The following is a 25,961-nucleotide window of genomic DNA, read 5'->3' on the forward strand; positions in this document are numbered from 1 at the left end:
CTACTTTCCTGTGGGGTCGTCGACGATGTGCGCACCGCCGACCGGGCCGCGGGTCACGCGGACCTCGCGGGCGACGCCGTGCTCGCTGATCTCGGCGGCGACGGCGATCGCGTGGTCACGGTCGGTGCAGAAGAACAGGCAGGTGGGGCCGGAGCCGGAGACCATGCCGTGCAGTGCTCCGGCCTCCTTGCCGACGCGCAGGGTCCGGCGGAGGGCGGGCATGAGTGAGAGGGCTGCTGCCTCCATGTCGTTGGCGAGCAGCCCGGCCACGGCGGCGGGGTCGTCGCCCGCGAGGGCCACGACCAGAGGGTCGACCCCGCCCGCGCGCGGCAGGCCCCGCTCGGGATCAACCGGGTCGCCCTCGGCGCGTAGCCGGTCGCCCTCGGCGCGTAGCCGGTCGAGCTCGGCGCGCAGCCGGTCGAGCTCGGCGAACACCGTCGGGGTGGACAGCCCGCCGTCGGCCAGGGCCACCACGATGTGCTGTTCGGCGCGGGCGTGCAGCAGCGTGGCGAGTTTCTCGCCGCGCCCGGTTCCCAGCGCCGTGCCGCCGCGGATGCAGAAGGGCACGTCGCTGCCCAGCCTGGCGGCCCGCTCCTCCAGCGCCGGCCGGCCGAGCCCCAGACCGAGCAGCCGATCCGTGGCCACCAGGGCAGCGGCGGCGTCCGCGCTGCCGCCGGCCATCCCGCCGGCCACGGGGACGCCCTTGTGGATCCGGATGGCGATCCGGGCATCCGATCCCGCCTCCTCGCGGAGCAGGTCGACGGCCCGGGCGGCGAGATTGGTCCGGTCCGTCGGCACGTGCGGGGCCCCGGGCCCGGTGACGACGACCTCGTCGTCGTACCCGGCGTCGTCGTCGGCGGCGTCGTCCAGCGACACGGTGACCCGCTCCCACAGGTCCACGGCCCGGTACACGGTGAGCAGGTCGTGGTAGCCGTCGGCCCGCACGTCGCCCACGCCGAGGTGGAGGTTGATCTTGGCGGGGGCGACGGCGGTCACGGCGCGCACGCCGGCAGGGGTGGAGGCGTCGCGGGGCATGACCACCAGCCTACGGCTCGCGGTGTGCCGGACCGATCCCGAGCCGCGCCGCCGCCTCCGCGATGCGGACGAAGTCAGCGGTGGTGAGCTGCTCGCCGCGGGCCTTCGGATCGACGCCGGCCTCGGTGAGCGCGAGTTCGGCGTTCGCGCCGGAGCCCGCCCACCCGGACAGGGCGGCGCGCAGGGTCTTGCGACGCTGGGCGAATGCGGCGTCGACCACGGAGAACACCCGACGTCGGTGCGCCTCGCCCAGATCCCACGGGGCCTCGGGGTGGGCGTCGATCCGCACCAGGCCCGACTCGACGTTGGGCACGGGCCAGAAGACGTTGCGGCCGACGACCCCGGTGCGGCGGACGGTACCGAAGAACCCGGCCTTGACGCTCGGCACGCCGTAGACGCGGGAGCCGGGGGCGGCGGCGAGGCGATCGGCCACCTCGAGCTGCACCATCACCAGCGCGGTCCGCAGGGTCGGCACCTCGGCGAGCATGTGCAGCAGCACGGGCACCGAGACGTTGTAGGGCAGGTTGGCCACCAGCGCGGTCGGCGACGGGACCCCGGGTCCCACGAGGTCGGCGCCGGAGACGGCCAATGCGTCGGCGCCCACCACCGTCAGGGCGTCGACGAGCCCGGGAGCCCGCTCGGCGACGGTCCGGGGCAGGCGCTCGGCCAGCACGGGGTCGATCTCCACGGCCACCACGTGGCCGGCGGCGTCGAGCAGCGGCAGCGTCAGCGACCCGAGGCCGGGGCCGACCTCGATCACCGTGTCATCGCGGCCCACGCCGGAGACCGTGACGATCTTGCGGACCGTGTTGGCGTCGTGGACGAAGTTCTGCCCGAGGGTCTTGGTGGGCTTGATGCCCAGTTCCCCGGCGAGCGCGCGCACCTCCTGCGGGCCGAGTGGTTCGGCCTGCCCGCGGAAGGTCGCGTCCGGGCCGGTCAGCGCAGACCCAGCTTGGAGGTGCAGGCGGGCCAGGCGCCCCAGCCCTGCGATGCCCGGACCTTCTCGGCGATCGCGATCTGCTGCTCACGCGTGGCGAGGTGGGCGCTGGGCGCGTACTGCCCGCCACCGTGACCGGTCCAGGTGCCGGCGGCGAACTGCAGCCCGCCGGAGTAGCCGTTGCCGGTGTTGATGCCCCAGTTGCCGCCCGACTCGCACTGGGCGATCGAGTCCCACACGCCTCCGTTCGACACGGCCGGCGCGGAGGGCTTGGGCTTGGTGCCCACGCGGACGACGGCGGGGCGGGCCTCGGTGAGGACCTTCTCCGCGCCGCGGGCGCGTTCGGTCTCGACACCGTTGACGCGGGTGATGGTGTGGACGACCTCGCGCTCCCCGGGGACACCGGGCTCGACGACGGTGCGTTCGCCCTCGGTCGCCTCGGGATCCTCGGTGGTCTGCTCGGGGGCCTCGAACTGCTCGACCGCGGTCTCGTCGGCGACCGTGACGCGGGTGACGGTCACGGGGGTGCCGGGCTCGGCGGGCGCGTCGACGGCGGGGCTGACGGTGTCCAGCGGGCCGAGTGTGATGCCGGCGCGCTCGAGGAACTGCCCGACCGTCTCGCCGGGCGAGGCCATCGGGGTGGCGGGGCCACCGTGGTCGGACAGCAGGAGCTCGCGCGGGGTCACCACGGAGACGGTGGTGCCGTCGAGCGGGACCTCGGAGTCGATGCGCGGGGTGACGTAGCTGCGGGGCGGGACGTCTTCCCGCTCGGCCACCAGGTCGGCGACGGTGGTGGCGGTGGTCCACACCTGCTCGCTGCGGCCGTCGACCTCGACGGTGACGGGCCGGGCGCGCAGGAGGGTGACGGTGTCGCCGTCGCCGATCCGGTCACCGGGAGCGATCACCACGTCCCGCTCGTCGACGCTGTAACCGGCGTCGGCCAGCGCGGCGCGGACGTCGGAGCTGAAGGTCACCAGTTCGAGCTGTTCGCCGTCGACCTCGAGGGTGTACTGCGTGCGCTGGTCCAGCGCCGCGACCCCACCCACGACGAGCGTGGTGAGCATCCCGGCCACGGAGAGCCGCAGCATGGTGGAGCGGGACTCGTGGAGTCGCTTGACGGGGGCGAGCATGCCCCGGGTCGCGGTGGGTCGGGCGCCCGTGGGGGTGTCGGTCCGTGCGTCGTCAACCACTGGTCGGTTCTCTCCTCGGGTAGCTCCGCGAACTGCCGTACGGCCGTTCGCGTTTCATCACGATAGCGTAACGAGCGGGTCGGGTGGAGGCAACGTGACGCCCCTGACATGCGAGGACGAGTCGACGACGACGAGGGTTTCAGATCACGATTCGTTACACTCGCCACTCGGCCCTCACGAGTACCACCCGCCACACGCGCTGTCCGCGCGGGCGGACCCGCCCGTCAGACGGTCAGGCCGAAGACGGCGCGGGCGGTGTCGGCGACCTCCGCAACGAAGTCCTCCGGCCTCTGCCCCCGGACCTCCGCGATCGCCCGGGCGGTGTACCCGACCAGGCCGGGCTCGTTGCGTGCGCCCCGGAACGGCTCGGGCGCCATGTACGGGGCGTCGGTCTCCACGAGCAGCTGCCCGGCCGGGGCCAGACGTGCCGCCTCGCGCAGGTGGTCGTTGGCCTTGAAGGTGACGTTGCCGGTGAAGGACAGGACGTAACCGCGGTCCAGTGCCTCGCGCGCCACGTCCAGCGGCGAGGAGAAGCAGTGCAGCATCACGTGGGGGATGCCCGACCCGGGGCCCGCGACCTCGTCGAGTACACGCAACAGATCGCCGTCGGCGTCACGGTTGTGGATCATCAGGCACTTGCCCAACTCGGCGGCGAGCCCGGCGTGCCAGCGCAGGGACTCCTCCTGCTCGGCCGGGTCGGCGCACCCGTCCATCGTGCGGACCCAGTAGTAGTCCAGGCCGGTCTCCCCCACCGCGACGACCCGCGGGTGGGCGGCGAGCTCGCGCAGGCGCGCCCGCACCTGCTCGCCACGCTCGGGGTCGGTGACCTCGCGGGCGCGGGTGGGGTGCACGGCCACGGCGGCGTAGACACGCTCGTCGGCCTCGGCGGCGGCCACGACCGCCTCGGACTCGGCCAGGTCGTCGCCCACCGTGACCATCGCCGCCACCCCGGCGAGCGCGGCGCGGTCGGCGGCCGAGCGCACCTCGTCGGCGGTGCGGTGCCCGCAGGAGTAGAGGTGCGTGTGGGCGTCCAAGAGCCCTGGCAGCGGCTCGGGCAGGACGGGCGTGGGGCGGGATTTGCGCTTACCCATACGGCCGCCTCAGTCCTCCCCGCGGTCCGACGCGTGCTGGATCGGCGCCCAGCCGGGGCCGGTCTCCGCCAGCTCGGGGTCGACCTTGGCGAACAGGGGACTGGGCTTGGCCAGCGGGGTGCCCGGGGTGATCTCGGTGCGCGCCCACCGCGCCTGCTCGGCGGCGTAGTCGCCCATGATCACCGGGTAACTGCGGCCGGCGTCGGGCAGCCCGACTCCGACGAGCTCGACCGGCATGTCGTCGGTGACCTCGTGCACCTGCGGGGCGGCGGCCCACACACCCTGCCCGCCGATCGCGCCGTGGATCTGCTGCGCGGCCGAGGGCAGGTACGGGGTGAGCAGCGTGTTGGCGTCGGAGACGACCTGCAGCGCGGTGTGCAGGACGGTGCCCAGGCGCTCGCGCTGGTCGGGTTCCTTGGCCAGTTTCCACGGCTCGGTGGCGGCGATGTAGCGGTTGGCGGCGCCGACGATGCGCATGGCCTCCGTGGCGCCCGCCTTGAACCGGGAACGCTCCAGGTGCGCGCCGACGGTGGCGAAGGCCGACTCCGCCTCGCGCAGCAGCTCGGCGTCGATGCCGGACAGGGTGCCGGGCCGCGGGATCTCGCCGAAGTTCTTGTGCGCCATCGACACGGTGCGGTTGACGAGGTTGCCCCAGCCGCCGACCAGCTCGGAGTTGGTGCGGCGCACGTACTCGTCCCAGGTGAAGTCGGTGTCGTGATTCTCCGGGCCCGCGACCGAGATGAAGTAGCGCAGTGCGTCGGGGCCGAACTCGGCCAGGAAGTCCCGGACGTAGATGACGACGCCGCGAGAGGACGAGAACTTGGACCCCGACATGGTGAGGAACTCAGATGAGACCACCTCGGTGGGCAGGTTCAGTGCACCCAGCGCCCCGGGCTCGCCGCCGTGGGCGCCCCGGCCGTCGTAGCCGATGAGCTCGGCCGGCCAGATCTGCGAGTGGAAGGTGATGTTGTCCTTGCCCATGAAGTAGTGGGACACGGCCTCGGGGTCGGTCCACCAGCGCCGCCACGCCTCGGGCTCGCCGGAGCGCCACGCCCACTCGATGGACGCGGACAGGTAGCCCACCACGGCGTCGAACCACACGTAGAGCTTCTTGTCGCCGCGGCCGGACCAGCCCTCCACCGGGATGGGGATCCCCCAGTCGATGTCGCGGCTCATGGCGCGCGGACGCAGGTCCTCCAGCAGGTTGAGCGAGAACTTGAGGACGTTGGGTCGCCAGTCCTTCCGGCCCTTGAGCCAGTCCCCCAGCGAGTCCGCGAGCGCAGGCAGATCGAGGAACCAATGCTCGGTCTCGATGAACTTCGGCGTCTCACCGTTGATCTTGGAGACCGGGTTCTTCAGATCCGCCGGGTCGAGCTGGTTGCCGCAGTTGTCGCACTGGTCGCCCCGGGCGCCGTCGTCACCGCAGATGGGACACGTGCCCTCGATGTAGCGGTCCGGCAGGGTCCGGCCGGTGGACGGGCTCACCGCGCCGGTGGTGGTCTTGGCGACCATGTAGCCGTTGGCGTGCAGGCCGCGGAACAGCTCCTGCACCACCGCGTAGTGGTTGCGCGTGGTGGTGCGGGTGAACAGGTCATAGCTCAGCCCGAGGCCGGCGAGGTCGTCGACGATGACGCGGTTGTAGCGGTCGGCGAGCTCCTGGACGGGCACGCCCTCCTTCTCGGCCTGCACGAGCAGGGGCGTGCCGTGCTCGTCGGTGCCCGAGACCATGAGCACGTCGTTGCCGGCCATCCGCTGGTAGCGCGAGAAGACGTCCGACGGCACCCCGAATCCCGAGACGTGTCCGATGTGCCGGGGGCCGTTCGCGTACGGCCATGCGACCGCGGTGAGGACTGTCTTCGCCATGGCTACAGACTAGGCGGTGGTCGACCCGTCCCCGGAGGTGGTGCTCCCCCCGGCCGTACCCGCGGCGACACGCCCCCGCCGGCGCGCACGCTCGGACTTGGGCAGCTGGTAGACCTTCTCGGTGATGAACGGGTCGCGGGACAGGGCCTTGACGATGGCGACGCACAGCGCGCCCAGCACCAGCACGAACGGCGACGCCGCGATGATGGTGAGGTTCTGAAGACTGTTCAGCGCACTGTCCGGCTCGCCCGCGCGCAGGCCGGGTAGCAGCATGAGGACGGCCACGGCCCCCGTGAGGACGCCCCACAGGACGACGATCCAGTGCGCGGGCTTCTCCGCGCCCTCCTGGGACATCCCGGCCATGACGATCGAGGCCGAGTCCGCCCCCGTGATGAAGAAGATCGCGATGAGCACCACCGCCACCCACGACAGGACGGTTGTGAACGGCAGTTCGCCGAACAGGGCGAACAGCTGGAGAGTGGAGTCACCGTCGCCGTAGATGCTCCTCCCGCGGAGCTCGAGGTCAAGGGCGGCCCCGCCGAAGATCGAGAACCACAGGATGCTCAGTGCGCTGGGCACGATGAGCACGCCCACCACGAACTCGCGGATGGTCCGACCACGGGAGATCCGGGCCAGGAACATGCCGACGAAGGGCGACCAGGAGATCCACCACGCCCAGTAGAAGACCGTCCATCCGGAGAGCCACTCGCCGGCGGTGCCGTCGACGCTCGCCCCGGACCGCGACGCCATGTCGAAGAAGGTGCCGATGTAGCCACCGAGCGATGTGGGGATGAGGTCGAGGATGAACACGGCCGCGCCGGATGCGACCAGCACGAACAGTGCCAGCGCCACCGCGATGGCCATGTTGATGTTGGACAGCAGCTGGATCCCGCGGTCGATGCCGGAGACCGCGGAGATGACGAAGCACAGGCCGAGGACGATGATGATCCCCACGGCCACCGCGGCGCTCTCGGCCGAGACGGTGCCGGTCTCCGCCAGCCCGGCGCGGATCTGCAGTGCGCCGATCCCCAGCGAGGCGGCGGTGCCGAACACGGTCGCGAAGATCGCCAGGACGTCGAGGACCTTGCCCATCCAGCCCCGCGCGCGCCGCTCCCCGATGAGCGGGACGAATGCGGCCGAGATGAGGTGACGCCCCCCGTACCGGTAGGCCGTCAGCGCCAGCGCGAGTCCCACCACCGCGTAGACCGCCCACGCGTGTGCGGTCCAGTGGAATGTGGTGGTCGCCATGGCCGTGGTGACCCCGGGGCGGGCGCCCGGCGGGGTGTCGATGTAGTGCGAGAGGGGCTCGGAGACGCCGTAGAACATCAGTCCGATGCCCATCCCCGCCGCGAACATCATCGAGATCCAGCTGGTGGTGCGGTAGCGCGGCCCCTCGTCGTCGGGCCCGAGCCTGACGTTGCCGAACTTGCTGAACGCCAACCACAGGATGAACGCGACGAACACCGTCGCCGCCAGGACGAACAGCCAGCCCACGCTCTGGGCGGTCCAGTCGAAGGCGGCCGTCGACACGGACTGGAAGGAGTCGGTGAACCCCAGACCCCACAGGAGGACGGCGACGACCAGCACGAGCGCGGGGACGAAGACCCCGAGGCTGAGCTTCGGTGCCGCGCCCGGGTCGTCGGAGCCGCTGCCTGGTGACGACGACGGGACGGGGTGTTCGGCGTTTGTGGTCACCTAGACAGCAGTAGCACGTTATCGGTACCTGAGCGCGTTAAATACGTCTTCACACGGCACCCGGATGGGCTCGGTCGACCGGGATCTGCCACGTTATAGGGGTGCACACGTGGGCGGGACTGCCGCCGGATCCGATCGCGGTCCTGAACGCCTGCGCGCGCCGCGCCGAGCGTGAGGGCCTCCCGCCCCCGGCGGCCCTGCTCGGGGACTGGCTCGGCGCCGCCGCGGTGATCGCCCCGTCGGTCGATCTGGCACCCGTCGATCCTGCTCACGTGTTCGCCGGTGATCCCCTCGTCGTCGTCGAGCCCGACGGCACCGATCCGCACGTCACGCTGGGGTTCCGCTCCTACCCCGACGTCCCGCCCGGCGCCACCCGACTGCTACCCGAGGCCGTGTCCGGGCGCGCCGACGGGCTCCTCGTCCTGGGCCACGACGGCCGCTGGACCGCACGGGGCACGGTCCCCTCCCCCGACGACCTCGCCGTCCGGCCGGACGGCGGCGACGACCACAGCGCCGACCACAGCGCCGTCCACGACGACGACGAGGTCCCCACCCTCGACTGGGCGGCCCCCGACCGGGACGCCCACCGCGCGGCCGTCACGTCCTGCCTCGAGGCGATCCGGGCCGGCGAGATCTACCAGGCCTGCCTGTCCACGCGCCTGGACGGCCGACTGCACGGCGAGCCGATCGCGCTGTTCAGCGCGCTGTGGCGGCGGACGAAGGCCGGGCGTGCGGCGTTCCTCTCCGGGCCGTGGGGCGCGATCGTGTCACTCTCCCCGGAGACGTACCTGTCCCGGCGCGGCCGCGACGTCCGCTCCTCGCCCATCAAGGGGACCCTGCCGCTGACCGCCGACCCGGCCGAGCTGCGCGCGTCGACGAAGGACGTGGCAGAGAACATCATGATCGTCGACCTCGTCCGACACGACCTCGGACGGACCGCCGACCTGGGCTCGGTCACGGTCCCCGAACTGCTCACCGTCCACTCCGCACCCGGGGTGTGGCACCTGGTCTCCACCGTCGCCGCACGGACCGGCGTCCCGCACTCCGAGCTCGTGGACACCACCTTCCCGCCCGCGTCCGTCACCGGCACCCCCAAGCTGCGGGCGCGCGAGCTCATCTCCGGGTGGGAACCGCGGGCGCGGGGCCTGCACTGCGGCGCGATCGGGATCGCGGGGCCCGGGGAACTGGACCTGTCGGTGGCCATCCGCACCCTGGAGATCGCCCCCGACGGGCGGTGCGAGTTCGGCGTGGGCGGCGGCATCACGATCGACTCCGACCCGGACGCCGAATGGGACGAGTGCGTGCACAAGGCGGCGTTCACCTGGGGCGGCGGCCAGGCGCCCTGGTAGCGGCCGGTCAGCTACGCGAGTCGAGCACGGCCTGGTACAGGTCCCGCTTGGTCACCGCCGACCCCTCGGCCACGGCCGCGCAGGCGTCCTTGAGCCGCTCCCCCGCCTCGACACGCTCCTCGACGATCTCCACCAGGTCCTCGAGTGTGGCGGTCGACCCGGCACCGTCGACACCCTCGACGACCACGACGATCTCCCCCAGTACGCCGCCTGCGGTCCGCTCGGCCAGCTCTCCCAGGGTGCCGCGGAGAACCTCCTCGTAGGTCTTGGTCAGCTCCCGGCACACCGCGGCCCGGCGATCCGCACCCAGGACCTGCGCGGCCTCGGCGAGCGTGTCGGCCAGCCTGTGCGGGGACTCGAAGAACACGCACGTGCGCTCCTCGGTCGCCAACCGGGCCAGCCACGTGCGGCGACGCCCCGGCCGTCGCGGCGGGAAGCCGTCGAAGCAGAAGCGGTCGACCGGCAGCCCGCTGAGCACCAGCGCCGTGGTGACCGCAGACGGTCCCGGCAGACACGTCACCGGGAGCCCCGCTTCGATACACGCCACGACCAGTGAGTATCCGGGGTCCGACACGGCCGGCATCCCGGCGTCGGTCACCACCGCCACCACGTCCCCGGCGCGGACCCGCTCGATCAACTGTGGCACGCGGCCCGCCTCGTTGTGCTCGAAGAAGCTCATCACGCGCCCCGCGATGGTCACCCCGAGGGCCGTCGACAGGGAACGCAGCCGGCGGGTGTCCTCTGCGGCCACGATGTCGGCGGACGCCAGGACCTGCCGCAGCCGGTCCGAGGCATCGGCCGGGTTCCCGATGGGGGTGGCCGCCAACACGACACGTCCGGACGTCATGCCGACCACCCTATCGGTGGCCGGGCACCTCCCCGCCCCGCGCAGGGCCCCCACTATGCTCGGCCTGTGACCTCGACCATCGGCGTGCGCTCACCAGGACGCCCGCTGCCCGCCCCCGACACCGGTCCGGTCGACACGACCCGCGACCGGATCGTCACCGGCGTCATCCTGGTCCTGGCGTTCCTCTCGCGCTTCTGGGGCCTGACCTCGGCCACCGACAAGGGCACCCCGGTCTTCGACGAGAAGCACTACGCGCCGCAGTCGTACAACGTCTCCCAGCTCGGCATCGAGGAGAACCCCGCCTACGGCCTGGTCGTCCACCCGCCGGTCGCCAAACAGATCCAGTCCATCGGCGGCATGCTCTTCGACTATTCGCCCCTGGGCTGGCGGTTCACCGCGGCCCTGGCCGGGGTGGCCGTGGTGCTCATGGTCATGCGCATCACCCGGCGACTGACCAGGTCCACTCAGCTCGGGCTGGTCGCCGGGCTACTGATGTGCCTCGACGGCGTCACGTTCGTGACCTCGCGCATCGGGATGCTGGACATCTACCAGGTGCTGTTCGTCGTCGCGGCCGCCGGCGCCCTGCTGGTGGACCGCGACCAGATGCGCGCCCGGATGCACCGCGCCGCGCTCGAGGGCCGGCTCCACCTGTCCGACCTGGGGCCGCGCCTCGGGTTCCGCTGGTGGCGGTTCACCGCCGGCGTCATGCTGGGACTCGCGCTCGGGGTCAAATGGTCCGGCCTCTACTTCATCGCGTTCTTCGGGCTCATGACCGTGGCCTGGGACTGGGCGCTGCGCAGCCGCTACGCCATCCGGCGGCCCCTCGCGGGAGCGCTGGTCCGCGATGCGGTGCCGGCCTTCCTCACCCTGGTGATCTGGCCGGCGATCCTGCACATGTTCACGTGGCTGCCCTGGTTCGCAGGCGAGAACTCGGTGTACCGGCACGTCGTGGGCGACGAGGTCGAGGACAATTGGATGCCCGACGCGGTGCAGTCGTGGCTGTACTACCAGTCGTCGGTACTGGACTTCCACTCCACGCTGACCACCTCGGCCGGGAACCGGCACCCCTGGGAGTCCAAGCCCTGGACCTGGCCCATGAGCCTGCGGCCGATGCTCTACTACGTCGAGCAGGGCGAGGGCGTCACCGGTTGCGGGGAGGCCTCCTGCGTACGGGCGATCATGCTGCTGGGGACGCCGGCCATCTGGTGGCTGGCCATCCCCGTGCTGGCGTGGGCGTTCTGGCGCGCCGTGATCTGCCGCGACGGCCGCTACGCGTTCCCGCTCGTGGGCTACATGGCCGGTTACCTGCCGTGGTTCTTCCAGCACGACCGCCAGATGTACTTCTTCTACGCCTCGGTGATGGCGCCGTTCTTCATCATGATGATCGCCCTGGTCCTGGGCGAGGTCGCCGGCCGGGCCACCGACTCCCCGAGGCGGCAACTCCTCGGCCGCGCGATCGTCTGTCTGTATCTGGCGCTGGTCGCGGTGAACTTCATCTATGCGCTGCCGATCCTGGCGGGCACGCCCATCACCCAGGCCGAGTGGAACCTCCAGCTCTGGCTCCCCTCCTGGCGGTAGGGCTGCGGCCGGGTCCGCGCCCCGCTCGCGGGTCCTGAACACGGCCTGACCGCCGCCTGTGCGGGGCCTGATCCCCACCCTCGGGGGCCTCCGGCCCGGTGTCGCCGGACGCCGTCGGCCAGTACGGTCGCGGCAGTGAACGAGCTACTCCTCCCTCTTGCCGATCTCCCGATGAGCGACCTCACCCGTCAATGGTTGGTCGAGAAACCGGTCATGATCGCCCTCTACATCGTGCTCGCGCTGCTGGTGCGGTGGGTGCTCCACCGGGGCATCGACAAGGTCACCGCACCGTCGGCGGACGGGTCCCCGTCCGCGTGGCGACGCCGCCGTCAGGAGAAGTCCGACCAGCGGGCGGAGGCGAGCGCGTCGGGCCCCGGCCCCGACGGTCCGCACGAGGAGGTCACCGCCGACGAGAGTGGTGGTCTCACCGCTGCGGTTCTGAGGAAGAACAATCGACGACGGTCGGCGGAGCACGTGCGGACCGAGCACAAGCGGGCCGAACGACGCGCGCAGCGGATGGCCACGATCGGGTCGGTGCTCAAGTCGATCGTCTCGTTCGCCGTACTCGTGTGGGTGGTGCTGCAGACACTGGCGATCCTCGGCGTCAACGTGGCGCCCTTCATCGCCTCCGCCGGGATCGTCGGTGTCGCCCTGGGCTTCGGCGCCCAGGCACTCGTCCGGGACTTCCTCTCCGGGCTGTTCATGCTGTTCGAGGACCAGTACGGTGTCGGCGACTGGGTGGACCTGGGCGAGGCCGAGGGGACGGTCGAGCACGTCGGCCTGCGGGTCACCTCCCTGCGGGACCTGCACGGGACGCTCTGGTACTGCCGCAACGGCGACATCCAACGCGTCGGCAACTACAGCCAGGACTTCGGCGTGGCGTTCCTCGAGATCCCGGTCTCCTACACCGCCGACGTCGACCGGGCGTGCACCGTGGCCATCGAGACCGCCAAGCAGGCGGCTCGCGAGGAGCCGATCGCGTCGAACCTCATCTCCGGCCCCGAACTGCAGGGTGTGAACGCGCTGGACGCGGACTTCTGGTCGCTGCGGATGACGGCGGTGACGCAGGCCAACGCTCAGTGGGCCACGGAGCGGGAGCTGCGGCGCCGCATCCGCAACGCCTTCGACGAGGCCGGGATCGACGCCCCGTACCCGGAGGGGCTCCCCGTGTCGGCGATGCGCGCGATGGCCTCGGAGTGAGGCCCTGTCGGCGCTAGCCTCCCAGCACCCTGTCGATGCTGAACCGGCCGGCGCCGACCGCCGCCACGAGCAGCGCGCCCACCCCCAGCGCCACCACGAGTTCCCACCCGTTCTGCGTGATGAACGGTCCGTTGGTGGCGTGGACGAAGTAGAAGGCCCCGGCCATGTCCACCCCGAGCAGGATCCCGGCCAGGGGGGTGAGGAGCCCGGCGATGAGGGCCGCCCCGGCGACCAGCTCGACCCCGGCGACGATCGCGGCGGTGACCGCCGGCTGGGGGATGCCGTAGCCGGCGAACTGCTCGGCCACCCGGCTCAGGCCGAGGGTGAAGAACTTCTGCCACCCGTGGGCCGCGAACACCACCCCGAGCCCGACACGGGCCAGGAGAATCGCGGCATCCCGGAGGGTCTCCAGCCCCCTCACGGGAGGATGCCCCGGCCGGCCTTGGTGAGCCGCCGCTGGAGCGCTCTCATCGCGAGTCCGTACAGCGGCGGCGCGAACTTCTGTGCCGCGAAGCCGAGACGGACGTCCGGGGACGTGTAGACGATGTAGCGCCCCTTGCGCACTCCCGCGAGCATCTTCTCGGCGGCCTCGTCAGGGGTCACCGCGTGGCGCCGGAACTGGTCGACGGTCCTGGCCACCTCCGGATCGGACCTGTCGACGCCGGCGATCTCGACGGTCTCCACGAGCGGGGTGTCGACGCCGCCGGGGCAGACGAGGTGCACGCCGATGTCGTACGGCGCCAGGTCGAAGCGCAGCACCTCGGCGATGCCGCGGATCCCGAACTTGGCGGCACTGTAGGCGGCGTGCCACGGCAGGCCGAGCAGACCGGCGGCGGACGAGACCATGACGAGCGCCCCGGGCCTGCGGGCGGCCATCATCGCCGGCACGAACGCCTCGACGACGTGGATGGTGCCCATGAGGTTGACCTCGACCATCGAACGCCAGACCCGGTGCTCCAGCAGATCCGGGCGGCCCCACGCCGAGTTGCCGGCCACGTGGAAGATCGCGTCGGGCGCACCGCTTCCGGCCATGACGCGCTCCCCGAACGCCATCACGGCCTCGTGGTCGGTGAGGTCGACCATCTCGGCGAGAAGCACGGGCGCACCGGCGTCCCTGCAGTCCTGCTCGGCGGCGGTCAGCCCCTCGGCGTTGATGTCGGTGAGCACCAATCGGGCCCCCTCCCGCGCGAGCCGGAGGGCCGCCGCACGGCCGATCCCGCTGGCCGCGCCGGTCACCACGCAGACCCTGCCCCGGTAGTCCTTGATCCGTCGCCTCGACATCTACTCCCCCACGTAAAGGGCCCGGGTCGAAAAGCGGCGGGCCACCCGATGAGATCACCGTAGCGGCCCGCCGGGGTCCGTGAGGCGCGACGGCCGGGCGCGTCCGCTCTAGACGGGTGGGGTGAGTCGGGTCGGCTGCAGTGTGTCGTGGCCGCCGCGGGCGGGGATGGGCGGGACGTACTCACGCAGCACGCAGCGGCTGCCGCTGTAGATGGTGGCCATACAGCGGTTGCAGTGCACGCACAGGGATCGACGCCGGTCGTCCTCCTTGAGCTTGTTCGGCAGGTCGGGCTCGCGCAGCAGACCACGGCCCATCGCGACGAACTCGAAGCCGGCACCCATCGCCTTGTCGATGGACGGGCGGTCGACGATGCCGCCGAGCAGCATCATCGGCAGGTCCACGGCCTCGCGGATCTGTCGGGCGTCGTCGAACATGTACGCGTCGGTGTACGGGTACTCCTTGAACATCTTGGGGCCCACGATCTTCATGCCCATCTTGATCACCGCGGGCTGGGTGGCGGCGAACTCCTCCAGAGGCGCGGCGCCCTTGAACAGGTAGATGGGGTTGAGCAGGGAGCTGCCGACCGTCATCACCAACGCGTCGGCGGAGCCGTCCTGCTCGAGCCACTGGGCGACCTGGCGGGCCTCGTCGATCCAGAACCCGCCGGGCACCCCGTCGTCCATGTTGAGCTTGATGGTCACCGCGATCTTGTCGCCCATGGCATCCCGGATGGCGCGGCCGATGCGCCGGGCGAAGCGGGCGCGGTTCTCCAGCGATCCACCGTAGGAGTCCTTGCGCCGGTTGAGTTTGGGGCTGAGGAACTCACTGACCAGGTAATTGTGGCCGAAGTGCACCTCGATGGCGTCGAACCCGGCCTCGTGGGCCCCGCGCGCGGCGCGGACGTGGTCCTCCACGATCCGGTCGATGTCGGCCTCGGTGCACGCCTTGGTGATCGCCAGCCCGGTGGGAGCCGGGATCCGGGACGGCCCGAGCGGGGGCAGCCCGTTGGACGAACCGTTGGCCACGGCCCCGGCGTGTCCGACCTGGGCCGAGATCGCGGCGCCCTCGGCGTGCACGGCGTCGGTGAGCTTGCGCAGCATCCCGCCGTCGTCCATGCCCCAGTGATACTGGTGCTTGTCGGTGCGGCCCTCGGGGGAGGTCGCGAGATAGGCGACGGTCGTCATCCCCACGCCGCCGCGCGCGTACTCGGCGTGGAACTCGATGAGCTCGTCGGTGATCCGCCCCTTGGGACAACGCCCCTCGAAGGTCGCGGCCTTGACGATGCGGTTACGCAGCGTCACGTTGCCGATCTTGCCGGGGCTGAAGACGTCGGGTGCGGGTGTGCCGGGCGCGAGACTCATGACCAGAACTATAACCTGTTCCACTGCTCCGGTCCCGCGTCTGGCCAGCACTTTTGCCGCGCAAATCTGGATGCACCCCGGGCCCGGCCGCGCCACCGCCCGTCACCTGCGGACCATAGGTTGGCCTTACCCGCTCGGGCCGCCCGCACCGACGGTGCTCCTCCGGATGTGCGCGGCCAGTACGGCGAGCGCCGAGGCCCCCTCCGGGGTCCCGGCCACGACCGGGAAGCAGTGCACCATGCCGAGCCAGACCCGCAGGTCGATCGACGCGCCGCGGGAGCGGCTGGTCTCGACGAAGGAACGGACGTCCGCGACCACGAAGTCATCACCGCCGCACACGATCGCCGTCGGCGGTGCGGTGGTGTCGAGCGGCCGGTGAGCGGGTGAGATCCCCGGGTCGTCGACCGGGGTGTCCCCGGCGTAGGCGTCGCGGCAGGCGCGGGCGATCCGCGGCGGGGTGAGCGGGTCCATCGCCCCGATCCACCGGCTCGCACGACCCCGCCGGTCCGACCCGGCGGGGTCGGTGAGGTCGACCCAGGGGCTGACCAACGCCAGAGCGGCCGGGTGTTCCCCGCGCCGGCGGAGGCGGTCGAGCAGACCGAGAGCGAGAGCTCCGCCCGCGGAGTCCCCGGCGACGGCGACCCGCCCGGCACCGCCGACTCGTTCGGCGAGGTGTCGGAATGCGGCGTCGGCGTCGTCGAGGGCGGCCGGGTACGGGTGCTCGGGCGCGAGCCGGTAGTCGGGCACGTAGGCGGTCGATCCGGATAGCTGGGCGAGGGTCACCGCCATGGCGGCGTGCGTGTCCGGGGATCCGGCGACGTAGCCCCCGCCGTGCAGGACGAGCAGGCCCGGGGCGCCCTCGGGCCCGTCGACCCAGAGTCCCGGCACCGGCGCGCCGCACGCCGGGCCGGCCACCCGCCGGGACCCCGTGGCACGGGACGCAGCGGTGGCCACCGCGCGCATCATCCGTATCCACCTCCGGTCGAACGGCGCGACGGTGAGCGCGGGACGGACGACCAGTTGCAGACCGAGGCGTTGGAGCCGAGCCGACGGGCTCGGCCGACGCGAGAGGGGGATCCGCCGGTCCGCCTCGGTGACCAGTCGGCGCGCCAGCAGGGTGAGCAGTACCCGCAGGACGCAACCCTCGACCACACCGACGGGCCGGGAGGGGGACCGGAGGGACCGGGTCCACTCGAGTTCGCCGCCACCCCCGGGGAGCGCACGCACGGCGACGTACCCCGCGTACCGCCGACCGAGTCGGTGGAGCAGCGGGCCCGCCCACTCCCGCCACCGTGTGGCGGGGGCGAGGGCGAGCACGTCCCCGGGCTCGGCGGAGAATCGCCGCACGACCGCGACGGTGACGGTGTGACGGGCCACTGCGCCTCCTCGGGGACAACGCTGTCTCACTGCAGGGCCAGCTCAACACAAAGCGGAAAGGCCGTCCCCGCTTGCGCGGAAACGGCCTCTGAACTCGAAGTCCTTGGGTGGAGCTAAGGGGAATCGAACCCCTGACCTTCTCGATGCGAACGAGACGCGCTACCAACTGCGCTATAGCCCCTCGCCGCCCCTGCGGGCGACGTTGCCACTCTACCGGGCGGCTGCGCCACCCTCTCGAGCAGCGTGGAATACCTTACCAGGATGGTCGGTCCCCCGACCAAACCGGGCCGCCTGTCACCCCACTGCGCGCCGCAACGGCTCGCGATGATGACGCCGGCGATCGTGGTGACCGGGGTCGGAGTCGAGGCGATCGTCGAAGGTGTCGAGCATGTCGAACGCCGGGTCCTCGTCATCGATCTCCAGCACGACCGCGCCGGGGCGGCGCAGGCGGGGCGGCACGACGGACAGCTCGTCGTCCTCGCGGGACTCCACGCCCAGCCGGGCACGACGCATCCGCTCGACGCGGCGGCGGCGCAGGCTCTCCTCGAGCTTGACCTGGCGACGCAGGTACGTCATGTAGGCGGCCAGCAGCAGTACGGAGCCTCCGGCGGACCACCACACGGCGGGCACGGTGAGCAGCGCGGCGATCACCGTGACGACGGACAGCGCCACGAGGATGAGTGCCGTGCGCTGACGCGCGTGTGCCCGCTGCTCCGCGGCCTCGCGGTCCGCCATCGGGTCGTAGGCCCCGCGCCCACGACGCCGCTCGGCGAAGTCCAGATCGGCGTCGGTGAGTTCGACCTCGGGCTCGGCCGGACGCCGACGCCCACGGTGGGTGAGCACGGCCTCCTCGTCGATGCCCGCGGCGTCCTCGGCGTGATCGGTCCGTTCGGACTCCCGCTCCCCCGCCCGGCGTTCGACGAGTTCGCCGTCGACGACCACCGGTCGCCGCGTCTCGTCGTCGGTCTCCGAGGCGCGTGCGTCGGCTCCGGCCACGGTGGCGCGGATGTCGCCGACCTCGGCGGCCACCGCCGAGGCGGTCCGCTCGTCCATCGACGCCACGGCACGGACGGAGTCCCTGTCGTCGACCACGACGACCGCCGGGATCTCGGACGTGATCTCCTCGGCGGACGGCTCGCCGGTCGCGGCTGCGCGCCGCTGCTCCATCGCCCGGCGGACGGCCTCGCCACGCCGGCCCGCGGCCTCGCGGCGCAGGGTCTGCTCGAGCAGGTGCTCCCACGTCTCGGTGTCGAGGAGTTCGGCGTCCGTCGCGCCCGCCCCGGACGGCAGACCGAAGAGCGACTCCTCGGCCTCGGTCTGGACCGGATCGGTGGCGGCACGGCCCCGACTGGGCACCAGACGGCCGGAGCCGCCCGAGTAGAGCGTGCGGGTCTCGGCCAGTGCGTCACCGGTGCGGCGTATGGGATTGCGCGACCGGATGAGCATCGGCGCGAGGACGAAAAGCCAGACCACCACCAGCAGGATTATCAGCAGCGAGCTCGACATCGATCAGGCCTCCTCGAGCGTCTACCGACGACACGGGACGTCGCGGTGAGGTCCCCACCGTAACGGCGCGTCGGCCGCGTCCGGTGACGGCGCGCCGCAGGTCACGATGCTCAGGACATACTCAGACGCGTGTTCACGCGCGTTGCGCCAGACCCGCTGCCACGAGGGCCGCGACGGCGCCCCGCCCGTGCTCCTCCCGGGTACGTGCCAGGAGGAGATGATCGCGCCACGCGCCGTCGACGTGGAGGTAGCGCCGCAGCAGTCCCTCCTCGCGGAAACCGCACCGGCCGAGCACGACGCGGCTGGCGGTGTTCTCCGGCCGGACGGTGGCGTCGACCCGGTGTAGGGCTCCCGGCCCCAGTGCGTGGTCGACGCCCAGCGCCAGCGCCGCGGTGGCCACCCCGCCGCCGACGAACGGCCGCCCCACCCAGTAGCCGATCCACCCCGAGTGCAGCGCGCCGCGGACCATCCCTCCCACGGTGAGCTGCCCGCAGAAGCGCCCGTCCAGTTCGATGGCCGCGGGCAGGGTCGCCCCGGCGCGGGCGTATCGCTTGAGCTGCGCGTGGATGGGCGGCCAGGCCCGCGCGGAGTTGTTCTCGTGCCACCGGCCCTCGACGGTCGGTTCCCACGGCTCGAGGTGGTCGCGCTCGAACAGTCGCAACGCCGCCCAGTCCCGGGCGTCGCGGCGCCGGACGGGCCGCAGGCTCACCACACCGGCGCGCACGCGCACCGGTCCCGCCTCGATGGGCCACCCGGGATGCGCGACCGTGTCGGCCGCGAGGGCGTTCCACAGGCCGCTCACGTCGCCGACCCGATCACCCGCGCTGGGCGAGGAACATCACGTCGACCTCGTCACCCGTACGCACGGCGGTGATGCCGGGGTCGATCACGACGAGGCAGTTCGCCTCGGCGAGCGAGGCCAGCAGGTGGGTGGAGGATCCCTGGGCCCCGCCGAGTGCGCGGACCAGGTACTCGCCCGTGTCCGTGTCGCGCATCAGCTGTCCACGCAGGTAGCCACGCCGGCCCTCGACCGACGAGATCGGCGCGACGGTCCGCGCGCGGACGGTACGGCGCATGGGTTGCCGCTTGCCGAGCGCGATCCGGATGAGGGGCCGGACCATGATCTCGAAGACCACCAGCGCGCTCACCGGGTTGGACGGCAGCAGGAAGGTCGGCACCTCGTCGCGGCCGAGCCGACCGAAACCCTGTACCGACCCGGGGTGCATGGCCACCCGGTTGACCTCGATCTGCCCGAGCTCGGCCATGACCTGACGAATGCGGTTCGTGGCCTCGCCGCCGGCGGCGCCGGAGACCACCACGAGTTCACTGCGGACCAGCTGACCCTCGAGCACCTCGCGCAGGCGGGAAGGTTCGGTACTGGCGATACCCACGCGGTGGACGTCGGCGCCGGCGTCCCGGCCGGCCGCGGTGAGGGCGTACGAGTTGACGTCGTAGACCTGACCCGTGCCGGGGCGGCCGTCGACGTCGACGAGCTCGTCGCCCACGGAGATGACCGCCATCCGCGGTTTGGGGTGCACGAGCACCTTCGCCCGACCGACGGAGGCGAGCAGCCCGACCTGCGCCGGCCCGATGATGCTGCCCGCGCGTACCGCCACGTCACCGGGCTGCACGTCGTCACCGATCCGGCGGACGTAGTCACCCGTGCGGACGGCGCGGGTCGGGGTGATGTGACGTCCCTCGGCGGTGGCCCACCCGATCGGCAGGACCGCGTCCGCGAGCGTGGGCAGCGGCGCGCCGGTGTCCACGCGGACGGTCTGGCCGGGCTGCAGCCGGGCCGGCTGGCGGGATCCCGCGGTGATCTGACCGACGACGGGCAGGCTTGCGGACCCGGCGGGGCCGTCCCCGCCCTGCGTGACGGATCCGCCCTGCGCGGCGGGACCGCCGACGCGCACGTCGACACTGCGGACCGCGTACCCGTCGATGGCCGCCTGGTCGAACGCCGGCAACGGCCGTTCGGCCACGACCTCCTCGGCACACAGCAGTCCCTGCGCCTCGGAGATCGCCACGCGGACCGGGCGCGGCGCGACCGCGGCCGCCGTCACCAACGCGAGCTGTTCCTCGACGGAGCGCACCAGGTGTCCCCTTCCCGTACCAGTCACGGCCCGTTGACCGGGCCCGCCTCACCTACGGGCCCGTCAGGAACCCAGTCGGTCCGAGAGCCACTCGCGGAGGTCGTCCGCGTACGCCGGATTGTCCAGCGCGAAGTCCACACAGGCCTTGATGTAGCCACCCGGGTTGCCGAGATCGTGCCGCGTGCCGTCATGGACCACGACGTGCACGGGGTGCCCCTCGCCGATGAGCAGGTCGATCGCGTCGGTGAGCTGCAGTTCGCCGCCGGCGCCCGGCTCGATCCGCCGCAGCGCGTCGAAGATGGCGCGGTCGAGCACGTACCGCCCGGCCGCGGCGAGGTTGGACGGCGCGTCCTCCGCGGCGGGCTTCTCGACCATGCCGAGCACCTTCTTCACCGAGGGGTCGTCGGTGTCCTCGACGCGGAACACGCCGTAGGAGGAGACGTTCTCCGGATCCACCTCGAAGGCGCACAGCACGCTGCCCCCGCGCGCGGCCCGGACATCGGACATCTGGCCGAGGATCCCGAACGGCAGGACGAGGTCGTCCGGCAACAGCACGGCGACGGCCTTCTCCTCGTCCCCGAGAACCGACTCCACCTGCGCGACCGCGTGTCCGAGCCCCAGCGGCTCGTCCTGACGCACGTCGACGACCTCGATGAGCCCCGGCGCGCGCTGGACCTTGTGCAGCAGGACGTCCTTGCCACGGTCGGAGAGCGTGTCCTCGAGGACCGTGTCCTCGGAGAAGTGCGCCATCACACCGACCTTGCGCTCGGAGGTGACGATCGCGAGCCTGCCGGCGCCGGCCTCGGTGGCCTCCTCGGCGATGAGTTCGATGCCCGGGGTGTCCACGACCGGCAACAGTTCCTTGGGCACCGTCTTGGTGGCGGGCAGGAACCTGGTCCCCAGGCCGGCCGCCGGCACGACGGCGGTCCGGAACTGCGGTTCGACAGAGGTACTGGACGTCATGGCGACCACCTTAGACCTCGCACCCGCCCCCTCGGCGTGACGCCACGCGCGGCAGACTGGGGTCATGCAGTCCGACCGGTCCGATCTCAGCGACGGCGTCGTCCCCCTCGCGGTGGCCAAGTCGCGGCTGCGCCGTGAGGTGCTCGCCCGCCGCGCCGCCGTGCCGGCGCCGGTGCGCGCCGAGCGGGACCGGATGATCCTCGACCACCTGGGCCGGATCGTCGCCGCGGGGACGGTGGTGTGCGCGTATGTTCCCGACGACGACGAGGCCGGCGGACGGGATCTGGCGGAGGAACTCATCCGGTGCGGTGCCCGGGTGTTCCTGCCCGTCGCGCCCGTGGTCGGCCCGTTGGAGTGGGCGGCGTACGCCGGGCCGGCGGATCTGGTCCCCGGCCGGTTCGGCATTCCCGTCCCGTCCGCACCGCCCGCCGGGCCGGAGTTCATCTCGGGGGCCGATCTCGTCCTGGTTCCCGCCGTCGCCGTGGACCGGACGGGCAATCGACTCGGCCGGGGCGGGGGCTACTACGACCGGTCCCTGGCGCTGGCGGGGCCGGGTACGAGGATGCTCGCGCTCCTGGACCCCGAGAACTTGGTCGACCATGTGCCCGCCGAGCCGCACGACCGCCCCGTCGACGGCGTGATCACCCCGGAGGCGGTTCTCGACTTCGGAACTTGGCACTCGCCGGAGTAGAGTGCCAGTCGTTGTCCGATACTCCTCGGGAGGCAAGATGCCCACCTACTCCTACCGGTGCCGCGACTGCGACGTCGCCTTCGACATCCAGCAGTCCTTCGACGAGGACTCGCTGACCGTCTGCCCGCAGTGCAACGGCGGGCTGCGCAAGCTCTTCAACACGGTCGGCGTCGTGTTCAAGGGCTCCGGCTTCTACCGCACCGACAGTCGCGCCTCCGGCGAGGGCGGATCGAGCGGCAAGTCCGGCGGAGGTTCGCTCGCCGGCAGTTCGTCGGGCAGCAGTTCGTCGGGCAGCAGCTCCTCGGGAAGCAGCTCCTCGGGTGGCGGCGGATCGACGTCCGGGTCCTCGGGCTCCGGTTCGGGCTCCCGCACGGGCGCGACCTCCGGTTCGGGCTCCTCCTCGGGATCGTCGACCTCGTCGTCGTCGTCGTCGTCGTCCTGACGGGTCGCTCCCGCCCCCACTGAGTTCTCACCGCGCCACCACCCGCCACCACCCGCCGCCACCAGCACTCCGGCACCACGGACCCGGCACCACCGCCCCCGCGCACGCCCGCGGTGACCCGGACCCGCGCCCGGTCATCCACACCCCCGGGCCGCCTCCACAGGCGCGGCGGCTCCGCCGGCCGGCCGCGAGGCCGGTGCCCCGTCGCGCCGCTACGGTCTGATCGCAAGCGCCGGCCCGCCCGGTGCCCACTGATCCGGCGCCCGGACACCGGCCGCCTCGACCGACGGGGGACCCATGCGCCGCACCATCTCCTCGGTGGCCCCTCCCGGACGGTGGCGACGGCGGCGCACCGCCCGGATCGGGCTCGCGGCCGCACTGGTGGTGGCCGCACCGTTCGTCGACCGCCCCGGCTCCCCGGAGCCCGTGGACCCCGCTGCTCCCGCCGCCGAGCTCGGTGGCGACCCCTCGCGCGGCCGGGTCCGGGTCGTCCCGATCCCGCTCGCCGACCCCGCCGTGGCCGACCTCCTCCGGCCGGGCGACGTGGTCGACCTCATCGGGACAACCGAGCTCTCCCCAGGTCAGGCCCCAGAGCTCGTCGCCCACGCCGCCCGGGTCCGGGACGCCCCCGAAGGCCGGTCCGGCGGGCGCTCGCTGCTCGTCGAGGTCCCCGAGGCCGATGCCGCCCACCTCGCCGCGACGGCCGCCGGCACACCGCTCGCCGTCGTGGTCCACGGATGAAGGGCCCTGGAGGCGGGTGGCCGGCTGGTAATGTCGCCGGATCGAGCAACAGAAACCGACTACGAGAGGGGTGCACGAATGCTCAAGGGCTTCAAGGAATTCATCATGCAGGGCAACGTGATCGACCTGGCGGTCGCGGTCGTCATCGGCAGTGCGTTCGCGACGATCGTCGACGCGTTCACCAGCGCGATCATCAACCCGCTGATCGCTCTGCTCGGCGGCAACAAGGAGATCGGCTTCGCCGTCCAGATCCTCGAGGGCAACCCCGAGACCGTCATGGACTTCGGGATGCTCCTCACCGCGATCATCAACTTCCTGCTGATCGCGGCCATCATCTACTTCGTCCTGGTCGGGCCGATGAACAAGATGAAGGAGGCCGCCGCCAAGCGCAAGGGCATCGAGGCGCCCGCGTCGGACAACGACCTCCTGGTGGAGATCCGCGACCTGCTCGCCGGTCGCCCGCTGACGCACCCGTCCGACCCCGAGAGCCCGTCCAGCAACGCCTGATCAGCTCAGCGCAGCGTCCCCGCCCCGTCGGCACACACCTGGCCGGCGGGGCGTCGGCGTGAAGTCAGCCGTGGTGCGGTGGGCGCTGCTCGCGCCACCAGTCGTCGTCGATCCGACCGTCCGCGGTCCGGGCCTCGTCCGAGGTCGTCTCCGGCAGGGTCTCGCCGAACACCTCGTCGAGCCGCGCCCGGTCCACCGGCCGCGGCTCGGTCACAGTTCCTCGAAGGCCGACAGTTGCGCCACCACGTACGACACGAGCGGGCACAACGTCGCCATCCCGTCGCGGATCGCGGCGCGGCTGGGTGCGAGGTTGGCGACCACCGTGCTCCCCGATACGCCCACGTACCCTCGCGAGACGATCGAGTCGACCGCGCCGGCGGTGAGACCCGACGAGCGGATCGCCTCGGCGATGCCGGGCAGTCGCTGGTCCAGGATCTCCTCGGTGACCTCGGGCGTGATGTCCCGGGGACCGACCCCGGTGCCGCCCACGGTCACGACGAAGTCGAAGCCACCGACCACGGCCGTCTCGAGGGCCTTGCGCACCTCGGCCTCGTCCGCCGCGACGCCCACCACACCGCCGACGAGGAAACCCTCCTCCTCGAGCAGTTCGGTGACCAGCGGGCCGATCGAATCCTCACGCTCGTTCAGTCTGTCGGTCACCACCACGACCATCGCGCGGCCGGCGATCTGCGGCTCCACGGGCTCGACGGCGGCCGGGTCGAAATCCAGGCCGGTGGGGAGTTTGCGGCCTCCGGGCAGAGCCCGCGGATCGAATCTGGTGCTCATCTGGCCTCTCCCAGTATCACGTCGACGGTGTTCGGCGTTTCGCCCTCACGGGAAGCATAGGTGACGGTCACCGTGTCCCCCGGAGCCCGGGACCGGATCGCCGCGACGAGAGCGTCCCCGCCCTCGATGAGCCGCTCCCCCACCCCGGAGATGACCGACCCCTCCCTGATCCCGGCGCGCTCCGCGGGCCCACCCGGCTCGACGCCGCGCACGAGGGCGCCGTCCACATCGGGCGCGTCACTCACGGACACCCCGAGCACAGCGCGGGTCGCGAACCCCTGCTTGATCAGTTGGTCCGCGATCCGCCGGGCCTGGTCCACGGGGATGGCGAAGCCGAGACCGATCGATCCCGAGCTGCCCGACCCCAGTGACGCGATGGCCGAGTTGATCCCGACCAGCTCGCCGTCCATGTTGACGAGGGCGCCTCCCGAGTTGCCCGGGTTCACCGCGGCGTCGGTCTGGATGGCGTCGATCACCGTGCTCTGGTCCGACTGTTCGCCGCCGGCGCGTACCGGGCGCTCGAGGGCGGAGACGATGCCGGTGGTCACGGTTCCCGACAGGCCCAGCGGCGAGCCCACCGCGGCGACGGCCTGGCCTTCGTTCAGCGTGGCCGAGGACCCCAAGGCGATCGGGGTGAGCGAGCGCGAGGTCTCGGCCTTGATGACCGCGATGTCCGTGGCCGGGTCCGTGCCCACGATGCTCGCCGGGGCCGTGGAGCCGTCGTCGAAGCGCACCTGGATCTCGCCACCGGCTCGGGCCGCCGCGATGACGTGGTTGTTGGTGATGATGAGCCCGTCCTGGGTCAGCACCACCCCGGACCCCTCGCCGCGCCCCGTCTGGGACCGCACGTCCACCGAGACGACGCTCGGGAGCACCTTGTCCGCCACCGATTCGACGGTTCCGTCTGGCGCGCGCCCCTCGGGTTGGGAAGCATTGATGGGCGAGGACAACCCCTGCCCGGACCCTCCCGCCACCGTCGCACCGATCCAGCCCCCGAGCCCGCCGGAGACGAGCATGGCGGCCACGATCCCGGCCGCGAGCAGGCCGCGGCCGGACCTCCGCGGCCCCGACTGCGCCCCGGGATCGACACCCGGCCCGCCGCCGGGGTGGAGCGGCGGACCAGAGGGAGGCGCGGTCTCCGCGGGGCGCCACGGTCCGGTCCGGGGCCCCTGCGGCGGTGACTGCGCGGCGAACTCGGTGGTCGGCCCTCCTGCGCCACCCCACCCCTGGGCCGAGCCGTCGGGTGCACGGACCTCCTGCCCGCCGTACGGATACGCGCCGGCGTACGGGCCCCGGCCCGCGTAGGGGTTCTCCCCGGCGGGCTGGTGCGCCGGTCCCCCGAGGCCCGCACCCGGCCTGCCTGCCCAGTCTTCCGGGGTCCCGGGTTCGCCCCGGCCCCGACCGTTGTCGTTCTCCATGGCCCCCAT

At 72.2% G+C, this 25,961-nt stretch carries 25 protein-coding genes and 1 tRNA gene; 7 read left to right on the forward strand and 19 right to left on the reverse strand.

The window, feature by feature from the left end:
* From L8M95_RS04490 to L8M95_RS04520, 6 genes are all read right to left on the reverse strand, one after another.
* A complete protein-coding gene (locus L8M95_RS04490; RefSeq protein WP_260488300.1) occupies positions 1–1,035 on the reverse strand; it encodes a 4-(cytidine 5'-diphospho)-2-C-methyl-D-erythritol kinase in 1,035 nt (344 codons plus the stop codon).
* A gap of 10 nt (positions 1,036–1,045) precedes the next feature.
* Positions 1,046–1,975 carry a 16S rRNA (adenine(1518)-N(6)/adenine(1519)-N(6))-dimethyltransferase RsmA gene (gene rsmA, locus L8M95_RS04495; RefSeq protein ID WP_260489159.1) on the reverse strand — a complete coding sequence of 310 codons (930 nt, stop codon included), beginning with the start codon at positions 1,973–1,975 and terminating at the stop codon, positions 1,046–1,048.
* Positions 1,972–3,162 (reverse strand): transglycosylase family protein, encoded by a 1,191-nt coding sequence (locus L8M95_RS17495; protein ID WP_312027444.1) that lies wholly within the window; start codon positions 3,160–3,162, stop codon positions 1,972–1,974. The genes rsmA and L8M95_RS17495 overlap by 4 nt, the downstream gene beginning before the upstream one ends.
* Before the next feature lie 224 nt (positions 3,163–3,386).
* Positions 3,387–4,253 (reverse strand): TatD family hydrolase, encoded by an 867-nt coding sequence (locus L8M95_RS04510; RefSeq protein WP_260488302.1) that lies wholly within the window; start codon positions 4,251–4,253, stop codon positions 3,387–3,389.
* 9 nt (positions 4,254–4,262) lie between these two features.
* A complete protein-coding gene (gene metG / locus L8M95_RS04515) occupies positions 4,263–6,116 on the reverse strand; it encodes a methionine--tRNA ligase (RefSeq protein ID WP_260488304.1) in 1,854 nt (617 codons plus the stop codon).
* A gap of 9 nt (positions 6,117–6,125) precedes the next feature.
* Entirely contained in the window at positions 6,126–7,811 is a 1,686-nt protein-coding gene (locus L8M95_RS04520; protein WP_260488306.1) for a BCCT family transporter, read from the reverse strand.
* 101 nt (positions 7,812–7,912) lie between these two features.
* Here L8M95_RS04520 and L8M95_RS04525 point away from each other — a divergent pair, with 101 nt between their 5' ends.
* On the forward strand, positions 7,913–9,160 hold the full coding sequence (locus L8M95_RS04525; RefSeq protein WP_260488307.1) for an aminodeoxychorismate synthase component I: 1,248 nt from the start codon (positions 7,913–7,915) through the stop codon (positions 9,158–9,160).
* 7 nt (positions 9,161–9,167) lie between these two features.
* On the opposite strand, the gene rsmI is transcribed toward L8M95_RS04525, so the two are convergent.
* The gene (gene rsmI, locus L8M95_RS04530) at positions 9,168–10,007 is read right to left on the reverse strand and encodes a 16S rRNA (cytidine(1402)-2'-O)-methyltransferase (protein ID WP_260488309.1); all 840 of its coding nucleotides are present in this window, start codon (positions 10,005–10,007) and stop codon (positions 9,168–9,170) included.
* A 66-nt stretch (positions 10,008–10,073) separates the two neighbouring features.
* Here rsmI and L8M95_RS04535 point away from each other — a divergent pair, with 66 nt between their 5' ends.
* Both L8M95_RS04535 and L8M95_RS04540 read left to right on the forward strand, forming a co-directional pair.
* Positions 10,074–11,585, forward strand: coding sequence for a dolichyl-phosphate-mannose--protein mannosyltransferase (locus L8M95_RS04535; protein WP_260488311.1), 1,512 nt, complete (start codon positions 10,074–10,076; stop codon positions 11,583–11,585).
* A gap of 171 nt (positions 11,586–11,756) precedes the next feature.
* Positions 11,757–12,785 carry a mechanosensitive ion channel family protein gene (locus L8M95_RS04540; RefSeq protein ID WP_260489160.1) on the forward strand — a complete coding sequence of 343 codons (1,029 nt, stop codon included), beginning with the start codon at positions 11,757–11,759 and terminating at the stop codon, positions 12,783–12,785.
* Between the two features lie 13 nt (positions 12,786–12,798).
* Here the strand turns inward: L8M95_RS04540 and L8M95_RS04545 are convergent, their stop codons facing one another.
* The 9 genes from L8M95_RS04545 to L8M95_RS04585 form a co-directional block, all read right to left on the reverse strand.
* Positions 12,799–13,197 (reverse strand): DoxX family protein, encoded by a 399-nt coding sequence (locus L8M95_RS04545; RefSeq protein WP_260489161.1) that lies wholly within the window; start codon positions 13,195–13,197, stop codon positions 12,799–12,801.
* Positions 13,198–13,202: 5 nt separating this feature from the next.
* Entirely contained in the window at positions 13,203–14,066 is an 864-nt protein-coding gene (locus L8M95_RS04550) for an SDR family oxidoreductase (protein ID WP_260488313.1), read from the reverse strand.
* Positions 14,067–14,174: 108 nt separating this feature from the next.
* Complete coding sequence (locus L8M95_RS04555) at positions 14,175–15,428, reverse strand: NADH:flavin oxidoreductase (protein WP_260488315.1); 1,254 nt, start codon at positions 15,426–15,428, stop codon at positions 14,175–14,177.
* Positions 15,429–15,554: 126 nt separating this feature from the next.
* Complete coding sequence (locus L8M95_RS04560) at positions 15,555–16,805, reverse strand: alpha/beta hydrolase fold domain-containing protein (RefSeq protein ID WP_260488317.1); 1,251 nt, start codon at positions 16,803–16,805, stop codon at positions 15,555–15,557.
* Positions 16,806–16,913: 108 nt separating this feature from the next.
* Positions 16,914–16,986: transfer RNA gene (locus L8M95_RS04565), tRNA-Ala, on the reverse strand.
* A 113-nt stretch (positions 16,987–17,099) separates the two neighbouring features.
* Complete coding sequence (gene glpR / locus L8M95_RS04570) at positions 17,100–18,311, reverse strand: gephyrin-like molybdotransferase receptor GlpR (RefSeq protein ID WP_260488319.1); 1,212 nt, start codon at positions 18,309–18,311, stop codon at positions 17,100–17,102.
* A gap of 133 nt (positions 18,312–18,444) precedes the next feature.
* Complete coding sequence (locus L8M95_RS04575) at positions 18,445–19,104, reverse strand: GNAT family N-acetyltransferase (RefSeq protein WP_260489162.1); 660 nt, start codon at positions 19,102–19,104, stop codon at positions 18,445–18,447.
* 22 nt (positions 19,105–19,126) lie between these two features.
* Positions 19,127–20,404 carry a gephyrin-like molybdotransferase Glp gene (gene glp, locus L8M95_RS04580; RefSeq protein ID WP_260488321.1) on the reverse strand — a complete coding sequence of 426 codons (1,278 nt, stop codon included), beginning with the start codon at positions 20,402–20,404 and terminating at the stop codon, positions 19,127–19,129.
* A gap of 63 nt (positions 20,405–20,467) precedes the next feature.
* Positions 20,468–21,367, reverse strand: a complete 900-nt coding sequence (locus L8M95_RS04585; protein ID WP_260488323.1) for a UTP--glucose-1-phosphate uridylyltransferase — start codon at positions 21,365–21,367, stop codon at positions 20,468–20,470.
* A gap of 64 nt (positions 21,368–21,431) precedes the next feature.
* Between L8M95_RS04585 and L8M95_RS04590 the strand changes: the two genes are divergently transcribed.
* The 4 genes from L8M95_RS04590 to mscL all read left to right on the forward strand — a co-directional run bounded on the left by L8M95_RS04590 (position 21,432) and on the right by mscL (position 23,748).
* Positions 21,432–22,058 (forward strand): 5-formyltetrahydrofolate cyclo-ligase, encoded by a 627-nt coding sequence (locus L8M95_RS04590; RefSeq protein ID WP_260488325.1) that lies wholly within the window; start codon positions 21,432–21,434, stop codon positions 22,056–22,058.
* Between the two features lie 37 nt (positions 22,059–22,095).
* Positions 22,096–22,500 carry an FmdB family zinc ribbon protein gene (locus tag L8M95_RS04595; RefSeq protein WP_260488327.1) on the forward strand — a complete coding sequence of 135 codons (405 nt, stop codon included), beginning with the start codon at positions 22,096–22,098 and terminating at the stop codon, positions 22,498–22,500.
* Positions 22,501–22,797: 297 nt separating this feature from the next.
* The gene (locus L8M95_RS04600; protein ID WP_260488329.1) at positions 22,798–23,241 is read left to right on the forward strand and encodes a hypothetical protein; all 444 of its coding nucleotides are present in this window, start codon (positions 22,798–22,800) and stop codon (positions 23,239–23,241) included.
* Positions 23,242–23,319: 78 nt separating this feature from the next.
* Positions 23,320–23,748 (forward strand): large conductance mechanosensitive channel protein MscL, encoded by a 429-nt coding sequence (gene mscL / locus L8M95_RS04605; protein WP_260488331.1) that lies wholly within the window; start codon positions 23,320–23,322, stop codon positions 23,746–23,748.
* Positions 23,749–23,812: 64 nt separating this feature from the next.
* On the opposite strand, the gene L8M95_RS04610 is transcribed toward mscL, so the two are convergent.
* From L8M95_RS04610 to L8M95_RS04620, 3 genes are read right to left on the reverse strand one after another with little or no spacing between them, the layout of a single operon-like run.
* Positions 23,813–23,962 (reverse strand): hypothetical protein, encoded by a 150-nt coding sequence (locus L8M95_RS04610; protein ID WP_260488332.1) that lies wholly within the window; start codon positions 23,960–23,962, stop codon positions 23,813–23,815.
* Entirely contained in the window at positions 23,959–24,534 is a 576-nt protein-coding gene (locus tag L8M95_RS04615; protein ID WP_260488333.1) for a molybdenum cofactor biosynthesis protein B, read from the reverse strand. The genes L8M95_RS04610 and L8M95_RS04615 overlap by 4 nt, the downstream gene beginning before the upstream one ends.
* On the reverse strand, positions 24,531–25,952 hold the full coding sequence (locus L8M95_RS04620) for a trypsin-like peptidase domain-containing protein (RefSeq protein WP_260488334.1): 1,422 nt from the start codon (positions 25,950–25,952) through the stop codon (positions 24,531–24,533). The genes L8M95_RS04615 and L8M95_RS04620 overlap by 4 nt, the downstream gene beginning before the upstream one ends.
* Between the last annotated feature and the right edge of the window lie 9 nt (positions 25,953–25,961).

Origin of the sequence: Dietzia sp. B32 (assembly GCF_024732245.1) — a bacterium.
Taxonomy (GTDB): domain Bacteria; phylum Actinomycetota; class Actinomycetes; order Mycobacteriales; family Mycobacteriaceae; genus Dietzia.

What these genes read in the sequence shown, in the direction of transcription:
- L8M95_RS04490 (WP_260488300.1), bottom strand. Translation starts at nt 1,035, where the DNA reads ATGCCCCGCGACGCCTCCACCCCTGCCGGCGTGCGCGCCGTGACCGCC.
- L8M95_RS04510 (WP_260488302.1), bottom strand. Translation starts at nt 4,253, where the DNA reads ATGGGTAAGCGCAAATCCCGCCCCACGCCCGTCCTGCCCGAGCCGCTG.
- metG (WP_260488304.1), bottom strand. Translation starts at nt 6,116, where the DNA reads ATGGCGAAGACAGTCCTCACCGCGGTCGCATGGCCGTACGCGAACGGC.
- rsmI (WP_260488309.1), bottom strand. Translation starts at nt 10,007, where the DNA reads ATGACGTCCGGACGTGTCGTGTTGGCGGCCACCCCCATCGGGAACCCG.
- L8M95_RS04540 (WP_260489160.1), top strand. Translation starts at nt 11,757, where the DNA reads ATGAGCGACCTCACCCGTCAATGGTTGGTCGAGAAACCGGTCATGATC.
- L8M95_RS04550 (WP_260488313.1), bottom strand. Translation starts at nt 14,066, where the DNA reads ATGTCGAGGCGACGGATCAAGGACTACCGGGGCAGGGTCTGCGTGGTG.
- L8M95_RS04555 (WP_260488315.1), bottom strand. Translation starts at nt 15,428, where the DNA reads ATGAGTCTCGCGCCCGGCACACCCGCACCCGACGTCTTCAGCCCCGGC.
- glpR (WP_260488319.1), bottom strand. Translation starts at nt 18,311, where the DNA reads ATGTCGAGCTCGCTGCTGATAATCCTGCTGGTGGTGGTCTGGCTTTTC.
- L8M95_RS04585 (WP_260488323.1), bottom strand. Translation starts at nt 21,367, where the DNA reads ATGACGTCCAGTACCTCTGTCGAACCGCAGTTCCGGACCGCCGTCGTG.
- L8M95_RS04590 (WP_260488325.1), top strand. Translation starts at nt 21,432, where the DNA reads ATGCAGTCCGACCGGTCCGATCTCAGCGACGGCGTCGTCCCCCTCGCG.
- L8M95_RS04595 (WP_260488327.1), top strand. Translation starts at nt 22,096, where the DNA reads ATGCCCACCTACTCCTACCGGTGCCGCGACTGCGACGTCGCCTTCGAC.
- L8M95_RS04600 (WP_260488329.1), top strand. Translation starts at nt 22,798, where the DNA reads ATGCGCCGCACCATCTCCTCGGTGGCCCCTCCCGGACGGTGGCGACGG.
- mscL (WP_260488331.1), top strand. Translation starts at nt 23,320, where the DNA reads ATGCTCAAGGGCTTCAAGGAATTCATCATGCAGGGCAACGTGATCGAC.
- L8M95_RS04615 (WP_260488333.1), bottom strand. Translation starts at nt 24,534, where the DNA reads ATGAGCACCAGATTCGATCCGCGGGCTCTGCCCGGAGGCCGCAAACTC.
- L8M95_RS04620 (WP_260488334.1), bottom strand. Translation starts at nt 25,952, where the DNA reads ATGGAGAACGACAACGGTCGGGGCCGGGGCGAACCCGGGACCCCGGAA.